Origin of the sequence: Staphylococcus borealis (assembly GCF_001224225.1) — a bacterium.
Classification (GTDB): Bacteria; Bacillota; Bacilli; order Staphylococcales; family Staphylococcaceae; genus Staphylococcus; species Staphylococcus borealis.
Genome location: NZ_CUEE01000009.1, coordinates 26,164 through 46,308, shown reverse-complemented (window position 1 = coordinate 46,308; position 20,145 = coordinate 26,164). Strand labels below are relative to the sequence as shown.

15 protein-coding genes are annotated in these 20,145 nt (G+C 33.3%); 11 read left to right on the top strand and 4 right to left on the bottom strand.

Annotated elements, in window-relative coordinates:
* Window positions 1-74: 74 nt before the first annotated feature.
* On the bottom strand, window positions 75-980 hold the full coding sequence (locus AK212_RS10305; RefSeq protein WP_053030701.1) for a phosphatase PAP2 family protein: 906 nt from the start codon (window positions 978-980) through the stop codon (window positions 75-77).
* Between the two features lie 417 nt (window positions 981-1,397).
* On the opposite strand from AK212_RS10305, the gene AK212_RS10300 reads away from it, so the two are divergent.
* Together AK212_RS10300 and AK212_RS10295 are read left to right on the top strand one after the other, a co-directional pair.
* Window positions 1,398-3,440, top strand: coding sequence for a cation:proton antiporter (locus AK212_RS10300; RefSeq protein ID WP_053030699.1), 2,043 nt, complete (start codon window positions 1,398-1,400; stop codon window positions 3,438-3,440).
* Window positions 3,441-3,773: 333 nt separating this feature from the next.
* A complete protein-coding gene (locus AK212_RS10295; RefSeq protein WP_053030796.1) occupies window positions 3,774-4,421 on the top strand; it encodes a metal-dependent transcriptional regulator in 648 nt (215 codons plus the stop codon).
* 67 nt (window positions 4,422-4,488) lie between these two features.
* On the opposite strand, the gene AK212_RS10290 is transcribed toward AK212_RS10295, so the two are convergent.
* Entirely contained in the window at window positions 4,489-5,232 is a 744-nt protein-coding gene (locus AK212_RS10290; RefSeq protein ID WP_053030697.1) for a M50 family metallopeptidase, read from the bottom strand.
* A 202-nt stretch (window positions 5,233-5,434) separates the two neighbouring features.
* On the opposite strand from AK212_RS10290, the gene tarA reads away from it, so the two are divergent.
* The gene (gene tarA, locus AK212_RS10285) at window positions 5,435-6,199 is read left to right on the top strand and encodes an N-acetylglucosaminyldiphosphoundecaprenol N-acetyl-beta-D-mannosaminyltransferase TarA (protein WP_053030695.1); all 765 of its coding nucleotides are present in this window, start codon (window positions 5,435-5,437) and stop codon (window positions 6,197-6,199) included.
* A gap of 229 nt (window positions 6,200-6,428) precedes the next feature.
* On the opposite strand, the gene tagH is transcribed toward tarA, so the two are convergent.
* On the bottom strand, window positions 6,429-7,223 hold the full coding sequence (gene tagH / locus AK212_RS10280; RefSeq protein ID WP_049426487.1) for a teichoic acids export ABC transporter ATP-binding subunit TagH: 795 nt from the start codon (window positions 7,221-7,223) through the stop codon (window positions 6,429-6,431).
* Window positions 7,224-7,547: 324 nt separating this feature from the next.
* On the opposite strand from tagH, the gene AK212_RS10275 reads away from it, so the two are divergent.
* The 4 genes from AK212_RS10275 (at window position 7,548) to tagD (ending at window position 11,118) form a co-directional block, all read left to right on the top strand.
* Window positions 7,548-8,360: an ABC transporter permease gene (locus AK212_RS10275; RefSeq protein WP_053030693.1), complete on the top strand. Its 813-nt coding sequence runs from the start codon at window positions 7,548-7,550 to the stop codon at window positions 8,358-8,360.
* 110 nt (window positions 8,361-8,470) lie between these two features.
* Entirely contained in the window at window positions 8,471-9,559 is a 1,089-nt protein-coding gene (gene tarB / locus AK212_RS10270; protein ID WP_053030691.1) for a teichoic acid glycerol-phosphate primase TarB, read from the top strand.
* Window positions 9,556-10,620 (top strand): glycosyltransferase family 2 protein, encoded by a 1,065-nt coding sequence (locus AK212_RS10265; RefSeq protein ID WP_053030689.1) that lies wholly within the window; start codon window positions 9,556-9,558, stop codon window positions 10,618-10,620. Before tarB ends, AK212_RS10265 begins: the two co-directional genes overlap by 4 nt.
* A 99-nt stretch (window positions 10,621-10,719) precedes the next feature.
* On the top strand, window positions 10,720-11,118 hold the full coding sequence (tagD, locus tag AK212_RS10260; protein WP_016930898.1) for a glycerol-3-phosphate cytidylyltransferase: 399 nt from the start codon (window positions 10,720-10,722) through the stop codon (window positions 11,116-11,118).
* 273 nt (window positions 11,119-11,391) lie between these two features.
* Here the strand turns inward: tagD and pbp4 are convergent, their stop codons facing one another.
* On the bottom strand, window positions 11,392-12,684 hold the full coding sequence (gene pbp4 / locus AK212_RS10255) for a penicillin-binding protein PBP4 (RefSeq protein ID WP_053030687.1): 1,293 nt from the start codon (window positions 12,682-12,684) through the stop codon (window positions 11,392-11,394).
* A 140-nt stretch (window positions 12,685-12,824) separates the two neighbouring features.
* Here pbp4 and AK212_RS10250 point away from each other — a divergent pair, with 140 nt between their 5' ends.
* The 4 genes from AK212_RS10250 (at window position 12,825) to AK212_RS10235 (ending at window position 20,016) form a co-directional block, all read left to right on the top strand.
* Window positions 12,825-14,552 carry an ABC transporter ATP-binding protein gene (locus AK212_RS10250; protein ID WP_053030686.1) on the top strand — a complete coding sequence of 576 codons (1,728 nt, stop codon included), beginning with the start codon at window positions 12,825-12,827 and terminating at the stop codon, window positions 14,550-14,552.
* A 170-nt stretch (window positions 14,553-14,722) separates the two neighbouring features.
* Window positions 14,723-16,222 (top strand): glycosyltransferase, encoded by a 1,500-nt coding sequence (locus AK212_RS10245; RefSeq protein WP_053030684.1) that lies wholly within the window; start codon window positions 14,723-14,725, stop codon window positions 16,220-16,222.
* 19 nt (window positions 16,223-16,241) lie between these two features.
* The gene (locus AK212_RS13195) at window positions 16,242-18,413 is read left to right on the top strand and encodes a bifunctional glycosyltransferase/CDP-glycerol:glycerophosphate glycerophosphotransferase (protein WP_080365549.1); all 2,172 of its coding nucleotides are present in this window, start codon (window positions 16,242-16,244) and stop codon (window positions 18,411-18,413) included.
* A gap of 370 nt (window positions 18,414-18,783) precedes the next feature.
* Complete coding sequence (locus tag AK212_RS10235) at window positions 18,784-20,016, top strand: NupC/NupG family nucleoside CNT transporter (protein WP_053030682.1); 1,233 nt, start codon at window positions 18,784-18,786, stop codon at window positions 20,014-20,016.
* Window positions 20,017-20,145 lie beyond the last annotated feature (129 nt).

Here is a 20,145-nt window from a genome sequence, read left to right as displayed (position 1 = left end):
CGTCAACTGTAGTTATTTCTAATTTAGAACGTAGCAATTGAATCGATGATGATACATCCGTCATACATGCCACATTATTGCTGATTAGTATTTGAAGTTATCTTATGAATAAGGACGTCTGCCATCACCATAAGACCAAACATAATGATTAAACTCATGGTTACATCGCTAGTAAAATGCGCACCGATTCGAATTCGACTTAATGCCATTAATACACTATAAAATAGGCCAATTGCGAACATGATTTTTCGTGAGCGAAGCTTATGGAAATAGAAAGCTAGAAACATGAGAAAGGCACCATTACCCGTATGCCCTGATGGGAATGAACTATGCCCTGTATTGCCATTTATGGTAAGCCAATTGGTAAAATGTGATCCTTTGTCGCTAAGTTCATATGGTCTGACACGTCCCCATAATTCTTTCATATTGCCAACAAGTTCTAAGCCGATAAATAGTACGATAAAGCTGATAAGTGACACTTTAAATAATCTAGTTAATTCAGCAGTATTTGTGTTTTTTAACCAAAAATAATAACAAACAAATGCGATGATTAATAAAATGATTAGTGATATAAACATACTCCAACCTAAGGGTAAAGCGGTACCTGCATTTCCTTCATTATTTGCCATACCCATAGGCTTATGGTGCTTTATATTATTTGATGTTGATAATATGTATTGAACAGTTTCTGATACTAGTGCGTTCGTTTTAATTAGTGTGAATACAGAAGTCATAACTAAGATGATTAACTTAGCAAATCGATGATTAAACGTTGTGAATACATAATAATTTAATATAATCACAGAAATAATGAGTACTAACGTAGGCGGGAATAACCCATAATTTTGAAAGAGTGTGCCAAATAGATCATTTTGATTCATCAATGCATTTGATATCGGTTGATCTGCGACTGTTGCAATCAACATAATTAAGAGTAAAATGCCTAATACTGTCGCAGTAAGTCTTTTTGAAATAGTCATGTATAATCCTCCTAAATGGTTTTCAATTGAAGCACCCGATTGTTTAAAACGAAATGATTTCAGTTTGAACATTTCTAACTAAAGCATAGTAATGAATGTTTAATTCAATGTTAGGGGATAGTAAAAATTTTATTAAAATCTCAATGAAAGTCTTAGTTGGTATAAAGGTGATTGTTATAAGTGATCAAACAAATGAATGGTTAGAAGTAGATTGGAATGCTATCAATTTAATAAAAATGGATTAAAAATGAATGCAAGTTAGTTAATTCATTGTAACTTTAATGGTAAAATTATAACTAACCGATTGTGAGTTTAAGATGTATCTTATAAAGATATAAATAGACATAAAGCGTATTTTTTATATTAGGCAAGTCTTATTTCTCCAATTAAATATGAAGTATAAAATGGGGTGGAAGTTTGGAAATATTTGAAACGATTCTCATATTTCTAGCCGTAGTGATTATAAGCTCCTTTGTTCATACTTTTATACCCAAAGTGCCTCTGGCATTCATTCAAATTGCTTTAGGAATGCTCCTCTTTTTAACACCTGTACCTGTAGAATTCAACTTTGATTCAGAACTCTTTATGGTAGCAACGATTGCACCGTTACTGTTTGTGGAAGGTGTTAACGTTTCCAGAGCTCATTTACGTCGCTATATTAAACCGGTTATGTTAATGGCATTAGGACTCGTTATTACAACTGTAATTGGTGTAGGCCTGTTTATTCATTGGATTTGGCCGACACTTCCTATAGGTGCCGCATTTGCTGTAGCTGCAATATTATGTCCAACGGATGCTGTGGCTGTGCAAGCAATTACAAAAGGTAAGGTACTACCTAAAGGTGCTATGACTATACTTGAAGGTGAATCATTACTTAATGATGCAGCAGGTATCATTTCATTTAAAATTGCAGTAGGTGTTCTAATTACTGGTACATTTTCATTATTTGAAGCGGTGCAACAATTTCTGATTGCGTCAATCGGTGGTGCAATTATTGGTTTACTTATTGGTATTGCACTCGTTAGATTCCGTTTAACGCTTACCAGACGTGGCATAGAGAACATTAATATGTTTACATTCTTACAATTATTGACACCATTTGTTACATATCTTGTAGCTGAAATGTTTCATGCGTCAGGAATTATTGCCGCTGTTGTTGCAGGTTTAGTACATGGCTTTGAACGTGATCGTATCGCTCAGACACGCACACGACTTCAAATGAGTTATAACCACACTTGGAATATTCTAGGGTACGCATTGAATGGTTTTGTTTTTTCAATATTAGGATTTTTAGTTCCAGAAGTTATTGGGAATATTGTAAAAACAGAACCACACAATTTATTGTTCTTAGTTGTAATCACGGCCTTGGTTGCGTTAGCAGTCTATCTATTTAGATTTATTTGGGTGTATGTGCTATATCCATTATTCTATTTATCTGTCAGTCCTTTCCAAAAATTAATGAATGAAGAAGGGGAAGACAAGAAAAAAGAAAAACCACCTAAACGAAGTATGTATGCCCTTATCATGACGCTATGTGGTGTTCATGGAACCATTTCATTGGCAATCGCATTAACACTGCCTTATTTTTTAGCAGATCATCATGCATTCTCATATCGTAATGATTTATTATTTATTTCCTCAGGTATGGTTATTATCAGTCTAGTGGTTGCACAAGTAGTATTGCCGTTTGTAACAGCGAGTGCACCTAAAGCGAAGATTGGAAGTATGAATTTTAAAGAAGCAAGAATTTATATTCTTGAGCATGTCATTGATTACTTGAATCATCATTCATCGTTTGAAACAAGTTACCGCTATGGCAATGTGATTAAAGAATATCACGATAAATTAACGTTCTTGAAATCTGTTGAAAAGGATGACGAGAACTCTAAAGAACTTGAACGATTACAAAGTTTAGCATTTAAAGTTGAAACGAAAACGTTAGAACAACTTGCCGATGATGGTGAAATTACAGCGAGCGTATTAGAAAACTATATGCGTTACGCTGAACGAACTCAAGTATATCGTCAAGCTTCACTTATACGTCGAATGATTGTTGGCGCAAGAGCTTTACTTTTAAAACGTCGTATAAGAACGCGTACAAATGCCGCATCATCGTTAAGTGTGACGGATAACTTATTGGAACTATCTAAAATCAATAAGATTGTTCACTATAATGTAGTCAGTCGTTTAGTAGATGAAGCGAATGAAGATAATAAATTAGAAGTTGGTATGATTTGTGACGGATATCTTATGAGAATCGATAACTTATCGCCATCTAATTTCTTTAATACACGAGCAGAAGATTCAATTACGAAGATTAAATTAAATGCTTTGAGAGAACAACGTCGTGTTTTATCTAGTTTGACTGATGATGGCGACATTACTGAAAGTACAGCATTAAAGTTAAGAGAAGCAATTAACTATGATGAAATGGTTATCGTTGACAGTTTAACCGATTAATTTAATCATGGTTGTTGAAGATATAGCGATGTGGGAGTGGGACGGAATGCTTTATAAATTCGTGGTCACTCCCACATTGCTTAACTTGTGGCATGTCTTGATGAAATACTCTTTGCTAAGGCCCGCTCACAAGGATGACTAGAAGGGATACAAGATTGATTTAAGTCTTTTCCCAGTTCAGTCAGCTACTATGAATGTGCAAAGTAGCATCATTATATAATGTATGTCCAGGATCGCATTTATAATAAAATTCCAGATTGTTTAAATAAGCGTGAATAACATTCATTAGCAATTCATGATACAATAAAGTGAATGCATGGGTGAGGTGAAATGATGTTAACTGAAGAAAAAGAGGATTATCTGAAAGCAATATTAGCTAATGATGGAGATACATCCTTTGTCTCAAATAAAAAGTTATCTCAGTATTTAAATATAAAGCCTCCTTCAGTTAGTGAAATGGTTGGACGTTTGGAAAAAGCTGGTTATGTTGAAACGAAACACTATAAAGGTGTAAAGCTCTCAGATGAGGGGTTGAAACATACGTTAGATATCATTAAGCGTCACCGTCTGTTGGAGTTATTTTTAATAGAGGTTTTACAATATACTTGGGAAGAGGTACATCAAGAAGCGGAAATATTAGAACATCGCATTTCAGATTTGTTTGTAGAACGTTTGGATAAGATACTTGATTATCCTGAAACATGTCCACATGGTGGCATTATCCCAAGAAATCAACATTTCGAAGAGAAATTTACAATATCTTTATTAGCATTCGCGCCTGGTGATAAAGTGACGATTAAACGTGTACGTGATAAGACTGAACTCCTGGTCTATCTTTCAAGCAAAGATATTTCAATAGGAAATGATGTTGAAATAGTAACTAAAGATGAAACGAATAAAGTCATGATAGTGAAACGAAATGATATTGTAACGATACTAAGCTATGACAACGCAATGAATATATTTGCAGAACATGTTTAATTAGATAATAGAATCTCCACTAAATTGGTCAGTTATACCGCTTTAGTGGAGATTTGTTTAAATTGAATTAAAGTGTGAAGATGAGCATAACGTATATTGCTAACGCGTTAAACGCTATCCATAAGGTACTGAAAATGAATGTGGGTATACGTGTGATTTCTGTTAAGGTACGCCCATCCCAACTCGGGATGGGGCGTTGAAATGTTAGTTTAAATATTGTCCAACTTGATTGTAAAACTTCGCCTAATAATACGCCAAGAATCAGATGATACATAAAAATGACTAAATAATAAAATAGCAATTGATTGTCGTGTTGCACTAAAAAGTATAAAAGTGCGATGAATATGATTAATACAATCATTGGTGATAGTTTGCGTGATGTTAGAATGAAAAAATAAATAAAAATAATGATATAAGCGCTTAAGAATAGACTTGGATGACCATAATAAGCAGCACTTAGACCGATTAAGAGCATCAATGGAGGCATGATATAGCCGCCTAGTGTTGTAATGAATTGTCCAATACGCCCTTTGGATTGCGTAATAGCATAACCTTGTTGCATCGTTTGCAATCGTTCAGATGGACGGGTAACGATAACCAAATCTTTTGCGCGTCCGCCACTGATTTTATTAAATAATACATGACCAAATTCATGTGTAAGTACAGGAATATAGTTTAAATAAACGTCTAAATACTGATTAAATGAGCGATGTCTATTTTGATGAATCATTATATAGATCATTGCTATAATAAGGATTAAATATATATTTAAATTGATAGTTGTAGTAAAAAATTGTTCTAAATAGACCATGATTGACCTCGTCGAGTATAAGATTATAGTATTGATTATAAAGTAAATTTAATGATTTAGCGTTTAGACTTTAGATGTATCTTTTAGAGAGAACATGAATATCAGTTGAAAACGTGTTGAGAAAAAATAATTATTTATTATGTTTCTATTTTCATATACTATATGCATATGAAATGGTTTAGACAGTAAGGAGATTACTTAAATGCATGATCAAAAAGAGACAACAGCGACTAAAGTGGATATTTTAGGTGTTCAATTCGACAATGTAACGATGCTAGATATGATTGAACATGTCAAAACATTTTTCACGCAAGACACTGAGGATAATTTGTTTATCGTGACAGCTAATCCAGAAATCGTTGATTATGCGTCAGAGCATAGTACATATAGACAGCTAATTAATAGTGCGGATTACGTTGTTCCAGATGGTACGGGGGTTATTAAGGCATCGAATCGATTAGGGATGCCGTTAAAAAGACGTGTGCCAGGTATCGAATTGATGGAACATTGTTTAAAGATTGCGCATACGAATTATCAAAAGGTATATTTACTTGGTGCTAAACATGAAGTAGTCACACTGGCACACAATAATTTACAGCAGAAATATCCGCAAGCCCAATTTGATTATCATCATGGCTATATAGACTTAAATGATGAGACAGTCATCAAACGAATACAACGTTTTAATCCGGATTATATTTTCGTTGGGATGGGCTTTCCAAAACAAGAAGAGTGGATTCAAAAGTATCGACATACCTTTAAAAGTACTGTAATGATGGGTGTAGGTGGCTCACTTGAAATATACAGTGGCACGAAGAAGAGAGCGCCTAAACTATTTATTCAATTGAATATAGAATGGGTATATCGCTTATTAATCGATTGGAAGCGTATTGGGCGTATGCGTAGTATTCCTAAATTTATGTATAAAGTTTTTAAAGTACAGCGACGAATGAAGAAGAATAAATAAGGGGTGGGGCAGAATACTTTTGAAGTCGTTGTCCCGCTTCTAGCTTGCTTAGCAAATAGAATTTCTTAATAACATTTTATTTGCCGGACCCCTGTTGGCAAGGATGACTAGAACTGAGAAAAGTTTGGTTCAAGCGCCTTCTCAGTTCAACCAGCTACTGCCAAAAATACGAAGAGGCTGAGACATTTTATTTTGTCCCAGTCTCTTCATATTTTTATCTTGATGATCGCTATTTAACAATAAATCGTTTTTCATCTAAACCTTTTCTGAATGCTTTTTGATCGGCTTTTGATTTTTTCTTGAAGTCTTTTAAGAATTGCTCATATTTAGGAAGTACCTCTTCTAATTCTCCGTACTCTTTGAGCTTTCCGCCTTCAATCCAAGCAATTTTAGTACAGAACTCTCGAACTTGACGGATGTTATGACTAACGAAGAATATCGTTTTGTTGGCTTCTTTGAATTCATAAATTTTGTCTAAGCATTTTTGTGTGAAAGTTTGGTCCCCAACGGATAATGCTTCATCAATAACTAAAATATCAGGGTTGATTGTAACGTTAATTGAGAATCCTAATTTAGCACGCATACCACTTGAATAATTTTTAACAGGTTGATGAATAAATTCGCCTAATTCACTAAATTCTATTACTTGAGGCATAAGTTGTTTAATTTCTTTTCTTTTGAACCCCATACATAACATTTTAAATTCGATATTTTCCACACCAGTCAAACGACCGTTAAGGCCTGCATTGATTGCGATGACACTCACTTCACCGTTGCGTTCAATATTGCCTGAAGTAGGTGAGATTGAGCCACCAATCATATTACTTAATGTAGATTTACCTGAGCCGTTGATGCCGACTAAACCGATGACATCACCTTCGTGTGCTGTGATAGAGACATCGTCTAAAGCGAAAAATGTATTATTTTTATTTTTAGGGATTAAGGCATCTTTAATGCGTTCTTTATTATTGCGATAAATGCGATATTCTTTTGTCACATTTTTGATATTTACAGATACGCTCATGATAATTCCTTCCTTATCAATACTTATATAGATTATAATACATCATACAATAGTTGTTAAATTTATTAACCTAGTGTAAAGTGTATAAGAGATTTTGTATAACTTTTTGTAAACAATAAGTAGATTTTACTTTTTTTATAAAATGAAGTCCATAGTTATGGTCTTATTTTATAGTAATCTACTTTACAATATATAATAATATGATGCGTACGTAATAATTATATTAAACTTTTGAGAAAATGTTATATATAATGTAGTTATCCGAATCATTAATAAATACGTTAATACATTGTATATATTTAATTGAAAGCGTGGTTAATTTCAATGTCGGCAGTAGGATCTGTTTTTAAAGAACACATCAAGAATTTTTACTTAGTGCAAAGACTTGCACAATTTCAAATTAAAATAACGAATACGAATAACTATCTTGGCGTAGCATGGGAATTACTGAATCCAGCATTACAAATCATGGTTTATTGGTTCGTATTTGGTATGGGAATCAGAAGTAACCAGCCTGTTCACGGTATACCTTTTATTTATTGGTTGCTAGTAGGGATTAGTATGTGGTTCTTCGTCAATCAAGGTATTTTAGAAGGAACGAAATCGGTAGCGATGAAATTTAATCAAGTAGCAAAGATGAACTTCCCGCTCTCTATTATACCGACGTATACGGTAACCAGCCGATTTTATGGTCATATAGGATTATTGTTAATTATCATTGGCATTTGTATCGTTAATGGTATTTACCCTTCGATTCATATTGTACAATTATTGATTTACGTACCACTTACATTCTTCTTTACGGCGTCAGTTGCCTTATTCACATCGACGCTTGGCATTATTGTACGTGATACGCAAATGATTATGCAGGCCTTGCTAAGAATTCTATTCTATATGTCTCCAATTTTATGGGTGCCTAAAGATTCAGGTATTGGTGGAACAATTGGTGAAATCATTAAATTTAATCCAGTCTATTTCTTAGCAGAATCATATCGTGCTGCAATATTATTCCACGAATGGTACTTTATTGAACATTGGAAATTATTACTATATAACATTATCGTTATTTTAATATTCTTCGTATTAGGTTCAATTTTACATCGTAGATATCGTGATCATTTCGCAGATTTCTTATAATTTTAAAGTCCTTGATAAATGTAGAAGCGTTTATCAAGGATTTTGTATATTCAGTACATCGGGTAGTTTTGATTTATAATTTTTATATTGAAAATATGAGAGGTAAACGTATGCGACTAATTATAAAAAAAGTATATATGTTGATGATTGCATTATTGAACTTCATTTTTAAAGGAAAATCCGTAGACAAACAACGTATCACTGTTCTAATGACGTTCCCTGAAGATGTCATGCCAATTATTAATGACTTAGATAGTAAGGGTTACAATATAACTGTGATTGCGAAGGTTGAAGAACAATATAGGCTAGAACATCTTAACCATATTACTTTTATACCTGCAGGAAATAAACATATCGTCAAACATATCAGAGCGTTGAGTCGTTCAAAAGTCATTGTCATTGATACGTATTATTTAATGCTAGGTGGTTATTCTAAGAAACACTCACAAACGATTATTCAAACGTGGCATGCATCAGGTGCCCTAAAAAATTTCGGTTTAACCGATCATCAAGTTGATTTAACTAACAACACAATGGTTAAGCAATACCAGCGTGTATATCATGCAACAGATTATTATCTTATTGGTGGAAAAGAGATGGGGGAATGTTTTAAGGCCTCATTTGGTGCTACTGAATCACAAATGTTGCCACTTGGTTTACCTCGTTTAACCCACTATTTAAAATTCAATCTTAAGGCCGAGCAAGAACGTTTGAAAAAACTTTATAATATTCATAAAACGTTAGTTGTCTATGTTCCAACGTATCGTGAAGGTTCAGAAAATAATAGACACATAGATGTTGAACGATTTGAGCAAGCTTTGCCTGAATACACATTGATAAATCAACTACATCCATCAATTTCGCAACGTCAATCTGTAGCGACAACTCAGGAATTGATGATTATGGCGGATATCATTATTAGCGATTATAGTTCATTACCTATTGAGGCAAGTTTGCTAGATAAACCGACATTGTTTTATGTGTATGACGAAGAAAAATACGATAAAATTCGTGGCTTAAACCAATTTTATAAAGCCATTCCTCAACGATATAAAGCGACGACTGAGGAAGAATTGATTGTAAAAATTAAAAATGATGTTGCGCTGTTTGAACCATTATTTAAACATTGGCATAAATATAATAGTGAAGCAAGCGTTCAACGTGTTACAGAATTTATTGAAAAGATGGTGGAAAAATGAAAATAGCTATCATAATTCCTGTATATAATGCAGAAAATACAATACGTAGGGCAATCAAATCGATTGATACAACGCATGAAGTTGAGATTATTTGTGTGAATGACGGCTCTACAGATCATTCAAGGCATGAACTTACGCAATTGCAAAAAGAAGTTAAAAATATCATGATTTACAATCAAGATAATCAAGGTGCAGCTGCAAGTAGAAACTTTGGATTAGCTGCAATGTCTGATGACGTGGAAGCATTTATGTTTTTAGACGCAGACGATCAGTTTCTACCGGGAAGACTTGATAAAATGATTGATTATTATGAGCGTAATCAAGAAGTCGATATCGTTATAGGGCAAATTGGAAGAGGCGTTCATGGAGACTGGAAAATTGTACCTACACATGAAGAAATGAACCGTGAAGCATTAGTATCATTAGCACAAGCACCTGAAATCTTGCAATCTATTGGGCCAGGTGGAAAACTATTCAATTCTAAATTTAGTGCGTTGCGCTTTGATGAAGATGTTGTGTTTTGTGAAGAACATACCTTTATTACACGTGCTTATTTAACTGCACGTGATATACAATTATTACCGCTGATAATATATGGATATAATGAGCAAGAAGGTTCAGTCACTGATAAGCGTGGTGATACGTTTATCTCCTATATTGAAGATGCCAGACGCGTACGTCAAAGGGTTATGGAGATACTCCTTTTAACAAATGAGAAAGCCTACTATAGTTATCGAATGGATGATTTAATCGTGAGTTATCTTATTCAAGCTTATTTATTAAAATATAGTAGAGTAACACCTAACTTTATTGATAAAGTTACACATTATATTAAGGATATGCAACATACTAATTACTCTGGAGATGCGTTGTTTAGAATTATCCAAGCTGTTGAGCAAGGTGCAACGCATTGGACGCGCGATACTTATGAGAAGTGGCGTCAAACACTTATTGATGTCGGTATTGGACGACCTGGATATTTCCGATTCAAAGCACAGGTCATGCCTAAGAAATTTGCATTTAATAGTAAACAGTCTGTCAAACGCCTTTTAAAGCGATAGTGTAATATGTCTTATATAATTAATGGTATGTAAATTTTATTTATGCTAAATTAAAGTTATGAAAAAATGTTAAAAATTATGTTAAGGAGATAGCGTTATATGAGAAGAGTTATTACTTACGGCACTTATGACTTATTACATTATGGTCATATTGAATTATTAAGAAGAGCGCGTGAAATGGGCGATTATTTAATTGTCGCTTTATCTTCAGATGAATTCAATCAAATTAAGAATAAAAAATCATATTATGATTATGAGCAACGCAAAATGATGTTGGAATCAATTCGTTATGTTGACTTAGTCATTCCTGAGAATGATTGGGGACAAAAAGAAACTGACGTAGATCGTTTTGAAGTAGATGTCTTTGTAATGGGACATGACTGGGAAGGCGAATTTGACTTCTTAAAAGACAAATGTGAAGTTGTATACTTAAAACGTACGGAAGGTATTTCAACAACTAAAATTAAACAAGAATTATATGGCAAAGATGCTAAATAATTAAGAATATGAGATTTAATCCTATTAAAAGGAGGTTGAGACAAGATAAAATGTCTCAACCTCCTTTATCATTTGGAAGTAGCTATCTGATTTGAAATCGCGCTTAAAGCATGCTAGGAACGGACAATGGATGTATTATAATTTCTGTCCTGTGCGTCTTTTAAAGTAGATATAGTTCATTTCCACTAGGCGTCGTATAACAGCGCTATGTTATCGATTTGAGTATCACTTGAGTCTGAGACATTGTCTCAAACAATGTGCGTTTAATTGATGCTATTTGCGTTTAAATAATAAATGAATAATTGAACGTACAATAAGTATACATGCAATTGCTAATAACGCTAATGCTATAAAAGTGACAATTGGATGTTCTTTCCAAGTCGTTTGAGCAATAGTATTTGCTTTGTGTAATAAAGGTTTCGTTACGTCAACTTTAGGTGGTCCATCGTCCTTTGTAAGAAATTGACGATCATAATCAAGATGAACCTTACCATCTTTAATAATGAATTTGTAATCTTTTTGATTCATGTCTTTAGGCACTACATCGTATAAATTTTCTTTGACATAGTATGTTTTACCGTTTATTTTATGCGTACCTTTAGAAAGCACGTTTTTATAACGATATTGATCAAAAGAACGGTTCATCATTGCATTACCCACCATGTTACGCTGTTTTTCACCGCCTAAATTAACGTAATCTCCAGCGCCCATAATAACTTGGTTGATACGGAATTGCTTACGTTTAGTTGTTATCGTATGGTTATAATCTGCAACATCACTTGAACCTGTTTTTAATCCGTCAGTACCGGGCAAACTCATATCGGCACCTTCTAATGAATGGTTAAATGTATAGTATGTAACACCGTGTTGTGTTGGAGCAAGTTGCTTAGTGAAGTGTAGTATTTTCGGTGTTTCTTTAATGACATGATGATCTAGGATTGCGAAGTCCTTTGCAGTAGATGTGGAATTGTCTTGATCTTTATATTTTGATGGTGCAAAATCTTTTAATTGTGAATTTTCGGCACCTGTTGGATTAACGAAATGCGTATTTGACATACCTAACGCTTTGGCTTTCTTATTCATTAAATCTGTAAAATCATTGACATTTCCAGAAACTTCATCAGCTAAAATTAAAGCAGCAGCATTACTTGAGTTAGAGACTGTAATTTGAAGTAACTCACTAATGGTATAAGTTTCACCAGGATATAATTTCGTATTACTTAATTCCGGTAATGTTGACATACGATAATGCTGATCCGTAATATGTACTTTGTCATTTAAAGAAAGTTCCCCTTTATTGATGGCTTCGAGTGTTAAATACATGGTCATTAACTTCGTCATTGAAGCAGGGTACCATTTTTGGTTAGATTGATAGTCATATAAAATTTGCCCGGTTTGACTAACATTAATACTACCTTCAGGTTGATAGGCATCTGTTACATTTGGGTAACCATATTGTCTAGCAATTTCGGTAGGTGTTGGCTCATATTCGGAAGCATATGTTTTAGGTGCTATAATAGCAATGGTTAACAATGCAACCAATATCATTGTAAAGCGTCGTTTCATTCTTATCTTTCCTTTTTCAAAATTTCAACTAAAATATTTTATCATATAAGTATGTTTATATGAATTTTTTTGCTAAAGCTTTATACTTGGAAAATGAGATAATTAAATTTTTAAAATGAATATAAAAAGAGGGCTAATTTATGAAAGGACAAAATCCATTATTTTTCTTATTTAAACGTTTGTCGTGGCCATATGGACTAATTATCGCGGCAATCATAATTTCTTCGCTAGGGAGTATTAGTGGTCTGTTAATTCCGCTATTTACCGGACGGCTGGTTGATAAATTTTCTACAAGTAGTATTAATTGGAATATCGTTCTATTATTTGCAGGTATATTTATTGCCAATGCACTATTAAGTGGTATAGGTATTTATTTACTAAGTAAAATTGGTGAAAAAATGATTTATGATATTCGATCCATATTATGGGGACATATCATTAAATTAAAGATGCCATTTTTTGATAAGAATGAAAGCGGACAGCTAATGAGTCGTTTGACAGACGATACAAAGGTTATTAATGAATTTATTTCACAGAAATTGCCACAATTACTACCAGCAGTTATAACGCTCATTGGGTCAATCGTCATGCTATTTATTATGGATTGGCAAATGACATTATTAACATTTATTGCTATTCCGATATTTATGGCGATAATGATTCCACTAGGACGTAAAATGCAAAAGATATCAATGAATACACAAACTGAAATTGCGAACTTTAGTGGGTTATTAGGACGTGTGTTAACTGAGATGCGATTAGTTAAAGTATCGAATACAGAGAAACAAGAGTTAAACAATGCGCATAGTAACTTACGTGAAATTTATAATTTGGGTCTGCGACAAGCTAAAATTACTGCAGTGATTCAACCTATTTCAAGTGTAATTATGTTACTAATGATTGCAGTTATCTTAGGTTTCGGTGCGATAAGAATAGCAACTGGTGCTATCACAGCGGGTGCACTCATTGCAATGATTTTTTATGTGATGCAATTATCAATGCCGTTAATGAATCTTTCAACATTAGTTACAGACTATAAAAAGGCAGTGGGTGCAAGTAGTAGGATCTTTGAAATTATGCAAGAACCTATTGAACCAATGGAAGATTTGCAACCTATAGATCATATTTCAATCAACGATGGCGAATTGTCATTTGAAAATGTTGATTTCAAATATGATATCAAAACTATTCTTAGCAATGTATCTTTCCGTATTCCTCAAGGCGAGGTCAGTGCATTTGTTGGGCCATCAGGTTCAGGTAAAAGTACAATATTCAATCTGATTGAACGTATGTATGACATTGAATCTGGAGATATTAAGTATGGCACCCAAAGTATTTATGATGTACCTATCACAAATTGGCGTAATAAGATTGGTTATGTCATGCAATCGAATTCTATGATGAGCGGTACAATACGTGACAATATTCTATATGGTATTAATCGAGAAGTATCAGATGAAGAATTGATTAAATATGCTAAATTAGCGAATTGTCATGACTTCATCATGCAGTTTGATGATGGCTATGACACGTTAGTAGGAGAACGAGGACTGAAATTATCGGGTGGCCAAAGACAACGTATTGATATTGCACGTAGTTTCGTGAAGAATCCTGATATTTTATTATTAGACGAAGCGACTGCAAATTTAGATAGTGAGAGTGAACAAAAAATCCAAGAGGCATTAGAAATTCTCATGGAAGGTAGAACAACGATAGTTATTGCCCATCGTCTTTCAACTATTAAAAAAGCGGGAAAAATCATTTTCTTAGATCAAGGTAAAGTGACAGGAGAAGGTACGCATATTGAATTAATGCGTAACCATGACAAATATCATCAATTTGTTACAACGCAAAACCTAACTGAATAATGCGCGGTGTGTGTAGTTGGGACTGATAATAGTTCCAGCTACTTTTTTAAATAAGTAAACATGAAATAATAGATATGCTTTGAGTTATGAAGGCGATTGTGGAATAATCGACACTAATTAAGCGACATATAAACATTTACACCATTAAGATATGAGATTGGAGAATGACTATGCTATATACAATAACATCTACTTTGCCGCCTACACATGGTGGAAGAACAAAATCTTTATTGCATAGAATACAATTTTTAGAAACGCAATTGGGACAAACGTCTACGATTTTAACGACGAATTATAACGCTAACTATAAAAATGTATATCGCATTTTTAGAAATAAAAAGTTAATTACTGACAACACAGTCATTGAAAATATATATGACTGGTTGGCGAATTATAAATTATTAGAGGAGCCTGTTGAACCTAAATTATTTCGAAAGTTACCTATCCAAACGAAGGTTAAGATACGCGGATTGGAAGCTGTTCAAGAAGGAGATAGCGTAAAGTACTATAAAGATCAGACATACGTATTGTTTCGTAGATATTATACGGACAGACAGGTGGTCAAGTTTGAAGATACAATAAATCCTAATACGCAAAAGATAGCTAAACGCAAATCATTTACTTTAAACGGTAGACTGCATAAAATTGATTATTTTGACGACGTAACAGCTATCAAAACATCGGAAGAATATTACGATAAAAAGGGCAACATGTATTTAAAGAAACATTTTATGAACGATCAAAAGAATCAATTGATTGATATACAACATTTCACTAAGCAAGGTGAAACGCGCATCTTCAAAAAAGAAAAAGCTTTATTTACGTATTATTACAATCATGTTTTAGCAGATGGAAGTATCGTATTTAATGATGCACGCTTACTCGACAGACCATTGATTGAGTGTGAAAATGATATTAAGCGTATATTAATGTTTCATAGTAACCATTTACAAGATCATAACGTTCGTCATTCGTATAAGCTTGCGCTTGATAATCATGAAAAGATTGACAAATATGTTGTTTTAACCGATTACCAAAAACGTGATATTCAATCGCAATTCGATATAGATGATAATAAAATAGAGGTGATACCTCATTTTCTAGACATAGCGCAATCAAATCATCGAGATGCTGTTGAAGATCAATTTTGTTTTATTGGTAGATTAGCTTCTGAAAAGCAGATTGATCATATTATCAAAGCATTCGATATGTATTTGAAAAAAGGGTATTCATCTAAACTTCTAGTGTATGGCGATGATAAAGAAGGTAATTTAAACAAGCTCAAACAACTAGTTAGAACGCTTCAACTTGAAGATAAAGTTATTTTTAAAGGGCACACGAATACGCCTAAAGAAGTGTTTCCAAAGGCAATTGCTTCCCTTCTAACAAGTCGATATGAGGGCTTTGGGTTATCCATTATGGAAAGCATTAATTGTGGTTGTCCTGTTATTTCGTATAATGTACGCTATGGACCAAGTGAGTTAATTCGTAATCACGAAAATGGTATACTTGTGGAAAAAGATGACATTGAAGGGTTTGCGAATGCAATGGAAATGGCTAGAAATATCCCCTTCAAAGATGTAAAATTAAGTGAAAAATTTAGTGTAGAACAAGCATTAATTAACTACCAATCCCTCATCAATGACGTGACGCATACGATGAATAATTAGAAAATTGGAGAGAAATATATTGAATAAATTATCGATTATTATTACGTATTTTAATAATGAAGATTATATTAGTGAGTGTATTCACAGCTTGAAAAGTCAAAGAAACCAAGACTTCGACGTTATTATTGTCGATGATGGTTCAACTGATCGTTCAACAGAACGACTACAAGAAACGTTAAAGACATATGACAAAGACGTTCACTTCATTCAGTTACAAGAAAATACTGGTCACGCACATGCACGTAATGTAGCTTTAGAACAAGCGCATGGGCAATATGTACTATTCCTAGATGCGGATGATCAATTAGCATCCTATGCTGTTGATTTCTACCTACAACACGTAAATGGTTTAGATACATTGATTGCACCTATTCATAAATTTAGAAGTCAACGTCCACAATATGTAGATAAAGACAGAGTGCGTATGCAATATGATACGCATCAAAAAAGTCCGAACTCAATTTTGAGAAAAGAATCAGCATGTAATATTCTGTTTAAAAATGCCATCATTAAAGCACACCAAATTCAATTTAATGAGTCATTAAGTATATATGCAGATACATCATTTGTGTTGGAATATTTAAAATATGCAGAGCGTTTCGTTAGAATTACCAATTTCCCATTCTATTATCGTGGCGAAGTCTATGATCCATTTTATGGTAATACCTTAAGTGATCAGGACTTTACAAATAAATTTGAAGATCACGTTAATAGTTTCTTTGATGCAATGCAACGAACTAATGATAAACGCGTCAAAAATTTCTTGATCAACAGAATGAAAAATGAAATTAAAGGCGGCTTCGATCCAGCCCTTAGAGATATAAAATCTCGATATGTAACACTTGAAGATGTATTGATTAAGATTGTTAAAACAATCAAATGGGACATCTTTAAAGATGGAAAGATATTATACAATTTAGAAATATTATTCTTATCTATGGATAATATTGAAAATGCTAAATATGTTAATGATTTGCGTAATAAAACACGCTTAGTTAAAAATATTTTGTTAAATAGCAAAATGAAAGAACGTTCAAAATATCAACTCAGTGATAATGAGGCTATGGTCGATCCAAATACCATTGTATTTGAAGCGTTCGGCGGTAAAAACTACAGCGATAGTCCTAAGTATATCTATGAATACATGCAGACACATTATCCACATTTAAATTATATGTGGGTCTTTTCTAAGCCTGAAAATAACATTGTTCCAGGCAATGCAACTAAAGTTAAAAAGGGATCAAAAGCGTATTATGATGCCTATGCTAAAGCAAAATATTGGGTGACAAATGCTAGATTGCCACTATATTTAAATAAAAAAGAGAATCAAATGTATATTCAGACTTGGCATGGAACACCATTAAAACGTTTAGCTAACGATATGAAAGTGGTTAGAATGCCTGGCACAACTACTGCAAACTATAAGAAGAATTTCTATGCCGAAGCATCGCGTTGGGATCGTTTGGTATCACCTAATAGATATTCTTCAAATATTTTCAAATCTGCATTTTGGATGGACGAAGACCGTATCTGGGAAATTGGATACCCAAGAAATGATGTTTTAGTTAATCGACAAAATGATACTGAATATATTGAACAAATTAAGCGTAATTTAAATTTACCTGCAGATAAAAAAGTCATTATGTATGCACCAACTTGGAGAGATGATGAGTTTGTGAAGAAAGGCCAATACTTATTCGATTTGAAAATTAATTTGGCAAATCTCCAAAAAGAAATTGGCGATGACTATGTCATCTTACTAAGAATGCATTATCTTATTGCTAATGCGTTAGATTTACATGGATTTGACGACTTTGCAATCGATGTATCAAATTATAGCGATATTTCGGAATTATACCTCGTTTCTGATGCGTTAATAACTGATTATTCATCTGTTATGTTTGATTTTGGTATCTTAAAACGTCCACAATTTTTCTTTGCCTATGATATAGAAAAATATGATAAAGGACTACGTGGTTTCTACATGGATTATATGAATGATCTACCTGGTGAAATCATTACAGATGAATTTAAATTGGCTAAAGAATTAAAACAAATTGAACAACATAAAGTAAAATATAAAGATAAAATCGAAGCATTTTATAATGATTTCTGCTCAATAGAGAACGGAAAAGCGTCTCAATACATTGGTGATTATATTTATCATGATATTGAAAAGAACCATGATTAAACGCATGTAAAACACACCTGTAACCAACCATAGTGTGATGCTGTATTGCAAAATCACTACCTGAATTTAACAGACATGTATACTAAGCTTTTCTAAAATCAAATCTAGGGTTATAGCAAGTAGATGGTCAACATGAACAACGATAAGTAAAGCAAGTAGAGAGCGTGATGATTTCAAAACGAAGTCTGTCTCGCTCTTTTTCATTTATGTTAATTTGACGAATCTATATTTTCTCGAACATTACCTCATGGTATAATGAGAAATATATTATTAACGGAACTTTTGGGGTTAATTAGAGTTTAAAGTACGGTTCTGTTATATAAACATGCCATGACATCACGTCATAAAAATTTAGTCAGGTAGGTGCCTTATGTTTTTAGTGATTAACATCATTGGGTTACTTGCATTTTTGGGAATTGCAGTATTATTTTCAAGAGATCGCAAAAATATCCAATGGAAATCTATTTTAATTCTTGTTGTTTTAAACTTGTTTTTAGCATGGTTCTTTGTTTATTTCCAAATTGGGAGAACGATTGTAGAAAGATTAGCTTCAGCAATTGCATGGGTAATTCAATCCGCACACACTGGAACAGGGTTTGCATTTAGCAGCTTTACTAGCGGTAAACAAATGGATATGGCGATTAGTGCGCTATTCCCAATTCTACTTGTTGTACCATTGTTTGACGTTTTAATGTATTTCAACATTCTACCTAAAGTTATAGGTGGTATTGGTTGGGTACTTGCTAAGGTTACACGTCAACCTAAATTTGAATCATTCTTCGGTATTGAAATGATGTTCTTAGGTAATACTGAAGCGTTAGCTGTATCTAATGAACAACTTAAACGCATGAATGAAATGCGTGTATTAACTGTAGCTATGATGTCAATGAGTTCCATCTCTGGTGCCATTGTTGGGGCATATGTACAAATGATACCTGGTGAACTTGTATTAACTGCAATACCTTTAAATATTATCAATGCGATTATTGTTTCTTCAATCTTGAATCCAGTAAGTGTTGAAGAGCAAGAAGATATCATTTATAGCATTAAGAATGATGAAGCAGTTGAACGTCAACCATTCTTCTCATTCCTAGGTGATTCTGTATTGAATGCGGGTAAACTGGTATTAATCATTATTGCTTTCGTCATTAGCTTTGTTGCTTTAGCAGACTTAATTGATCGCTTTATAAATCTGATTACAGGCCTTGTTGGTGGATGGATTGGTGTAAAAGGCAGTTTCGGCTTGAATCAAATTTTAGGTTTATTTATGTATCCATTTGCACTTTTACTTGGTTTACCATGGGGAGAAGCATGGATTGTCGCGCAACAAATGGCCAAGAAAATTGTTACAAATGAATTTGTAGTTATGGGTGAAATTAGTAAAGTAGTAGATTCATATAGTCCACATAGAAGAGCAGTCATTTCAACATTCTTAGTTTCATTTGCCAACTTCTCAACGATTGGCATGATTGTAGGAACGTTAAAAGGGATTGTTGATAAAAAAACATCAGATTTTGTATCTAAATATGTACCAATGATGTTATTAGCAGGTATTTTAGTGTCATTACTTACTGCAGCGTTTGTTGGATTATTCGCTTGGTAAGAAGATATCATTTATACTTATCCAATTAATGAAATTTAAGATACGTATGATTCATATACGTGATGTTATTTATGCACAGTAGCTAAATGAACTGAGAAGGCGCTTATATTAAGCTTTTCTCAGTTTTTT

What these genes read in the sequence shown, in the direction of transcription:
- AK212_RS10305 (WP_053030701.1), bottom strand. Translation starts at nt 980, where the DNA reads ATGACTATTTCAAAAAGACTTACTGCGACAGTATTAGGCATTTTACTC.
- AK212_RS10295 (WP_053030796.1), top strand. Translation starts at nt 3,774, where the DNA reads ATGTTAACTGAAGAAAAAGAGGATTATCTGAAAGCAATATTAGCTAAT.
- AK212_RS10290 (WP_053030697.1), bottom strand. Translation starts at nt 5,232, where the DNA reads ATGGTCTATTTAGAACAATTTTTTACTACAACTATCAATTTAAATATA.
- tarA (WP_053030695.1), top strand. Translation starts at nt 5,435, where the DNA reads ATGCATGATCAAAAAGAGACAACAGCGACTAAAGTGGATATTTTAGGT.
- tagH (WP_049426487.1), bottom strand. Translation starts at nt 7,223, where the DNA reads ATGAGCGTATCTGTAAATATCAAAAATGTGACAAAAGAATATCGCATT.
- AK212_RS10275 (WP_053030693.1), top strand. Translation starts at nt 7,548, where the DNA reads ATGTCGGCAGTAGGATCTGTTTTTAAAGAACACATCAAGAATTTTTAC.
- tarB (WP_053030691.1), top strand. Translation starts at nt 8,471, where the DNA reads ATGCGACTAATTATAAAAAAAGTATATATGTTGATGATTGCATTATTG.
- AK212_RS10265 (WP_053030689.1), top strand. Translation starts at nt 9,556, where the DNA reads ATGAAAATAGCTATCATAATTCCTGTATATAATGCAGAAAATACAATA.
- tagD (WP_016930898.1), top strand. Translation starts at nt 10,720, where the DNA reads ATGAGAAGAGTTATTACTTACGGCACTTATGACTTATTACATTATGGT.
- pbp4 (WP_053030687.1), bottom strand. Translation starts at nt 12,684, where the DNA reads ATGAAACGACGCTTTACAATGATATTGGTTGCATTGTTAACCATTGCT.
- AK212_RS10250 (WP_053030686.1), top strand. Translation starts at nt 12,825, where the DNA reads ATGAAAGGACAAAATCCATTATTTTTCTTATTTAAACGTTTGTCGTGG.
- AK212_RS10245 (WP_053030684.1), top strand. Translation starts at nt 14,723, where the DNA reads ATGCTATATACAATAACATCTACTTTGCCGCCTACACATGGTGGAAGA.
- AK212_RS10235 (WP_053030682.1), top strand. Translation starts at nt 18,784, where the DNA reads ATGTTTTTAGTGATTAACATCATTGGGTTACTTGCATTTTTGGGAATT.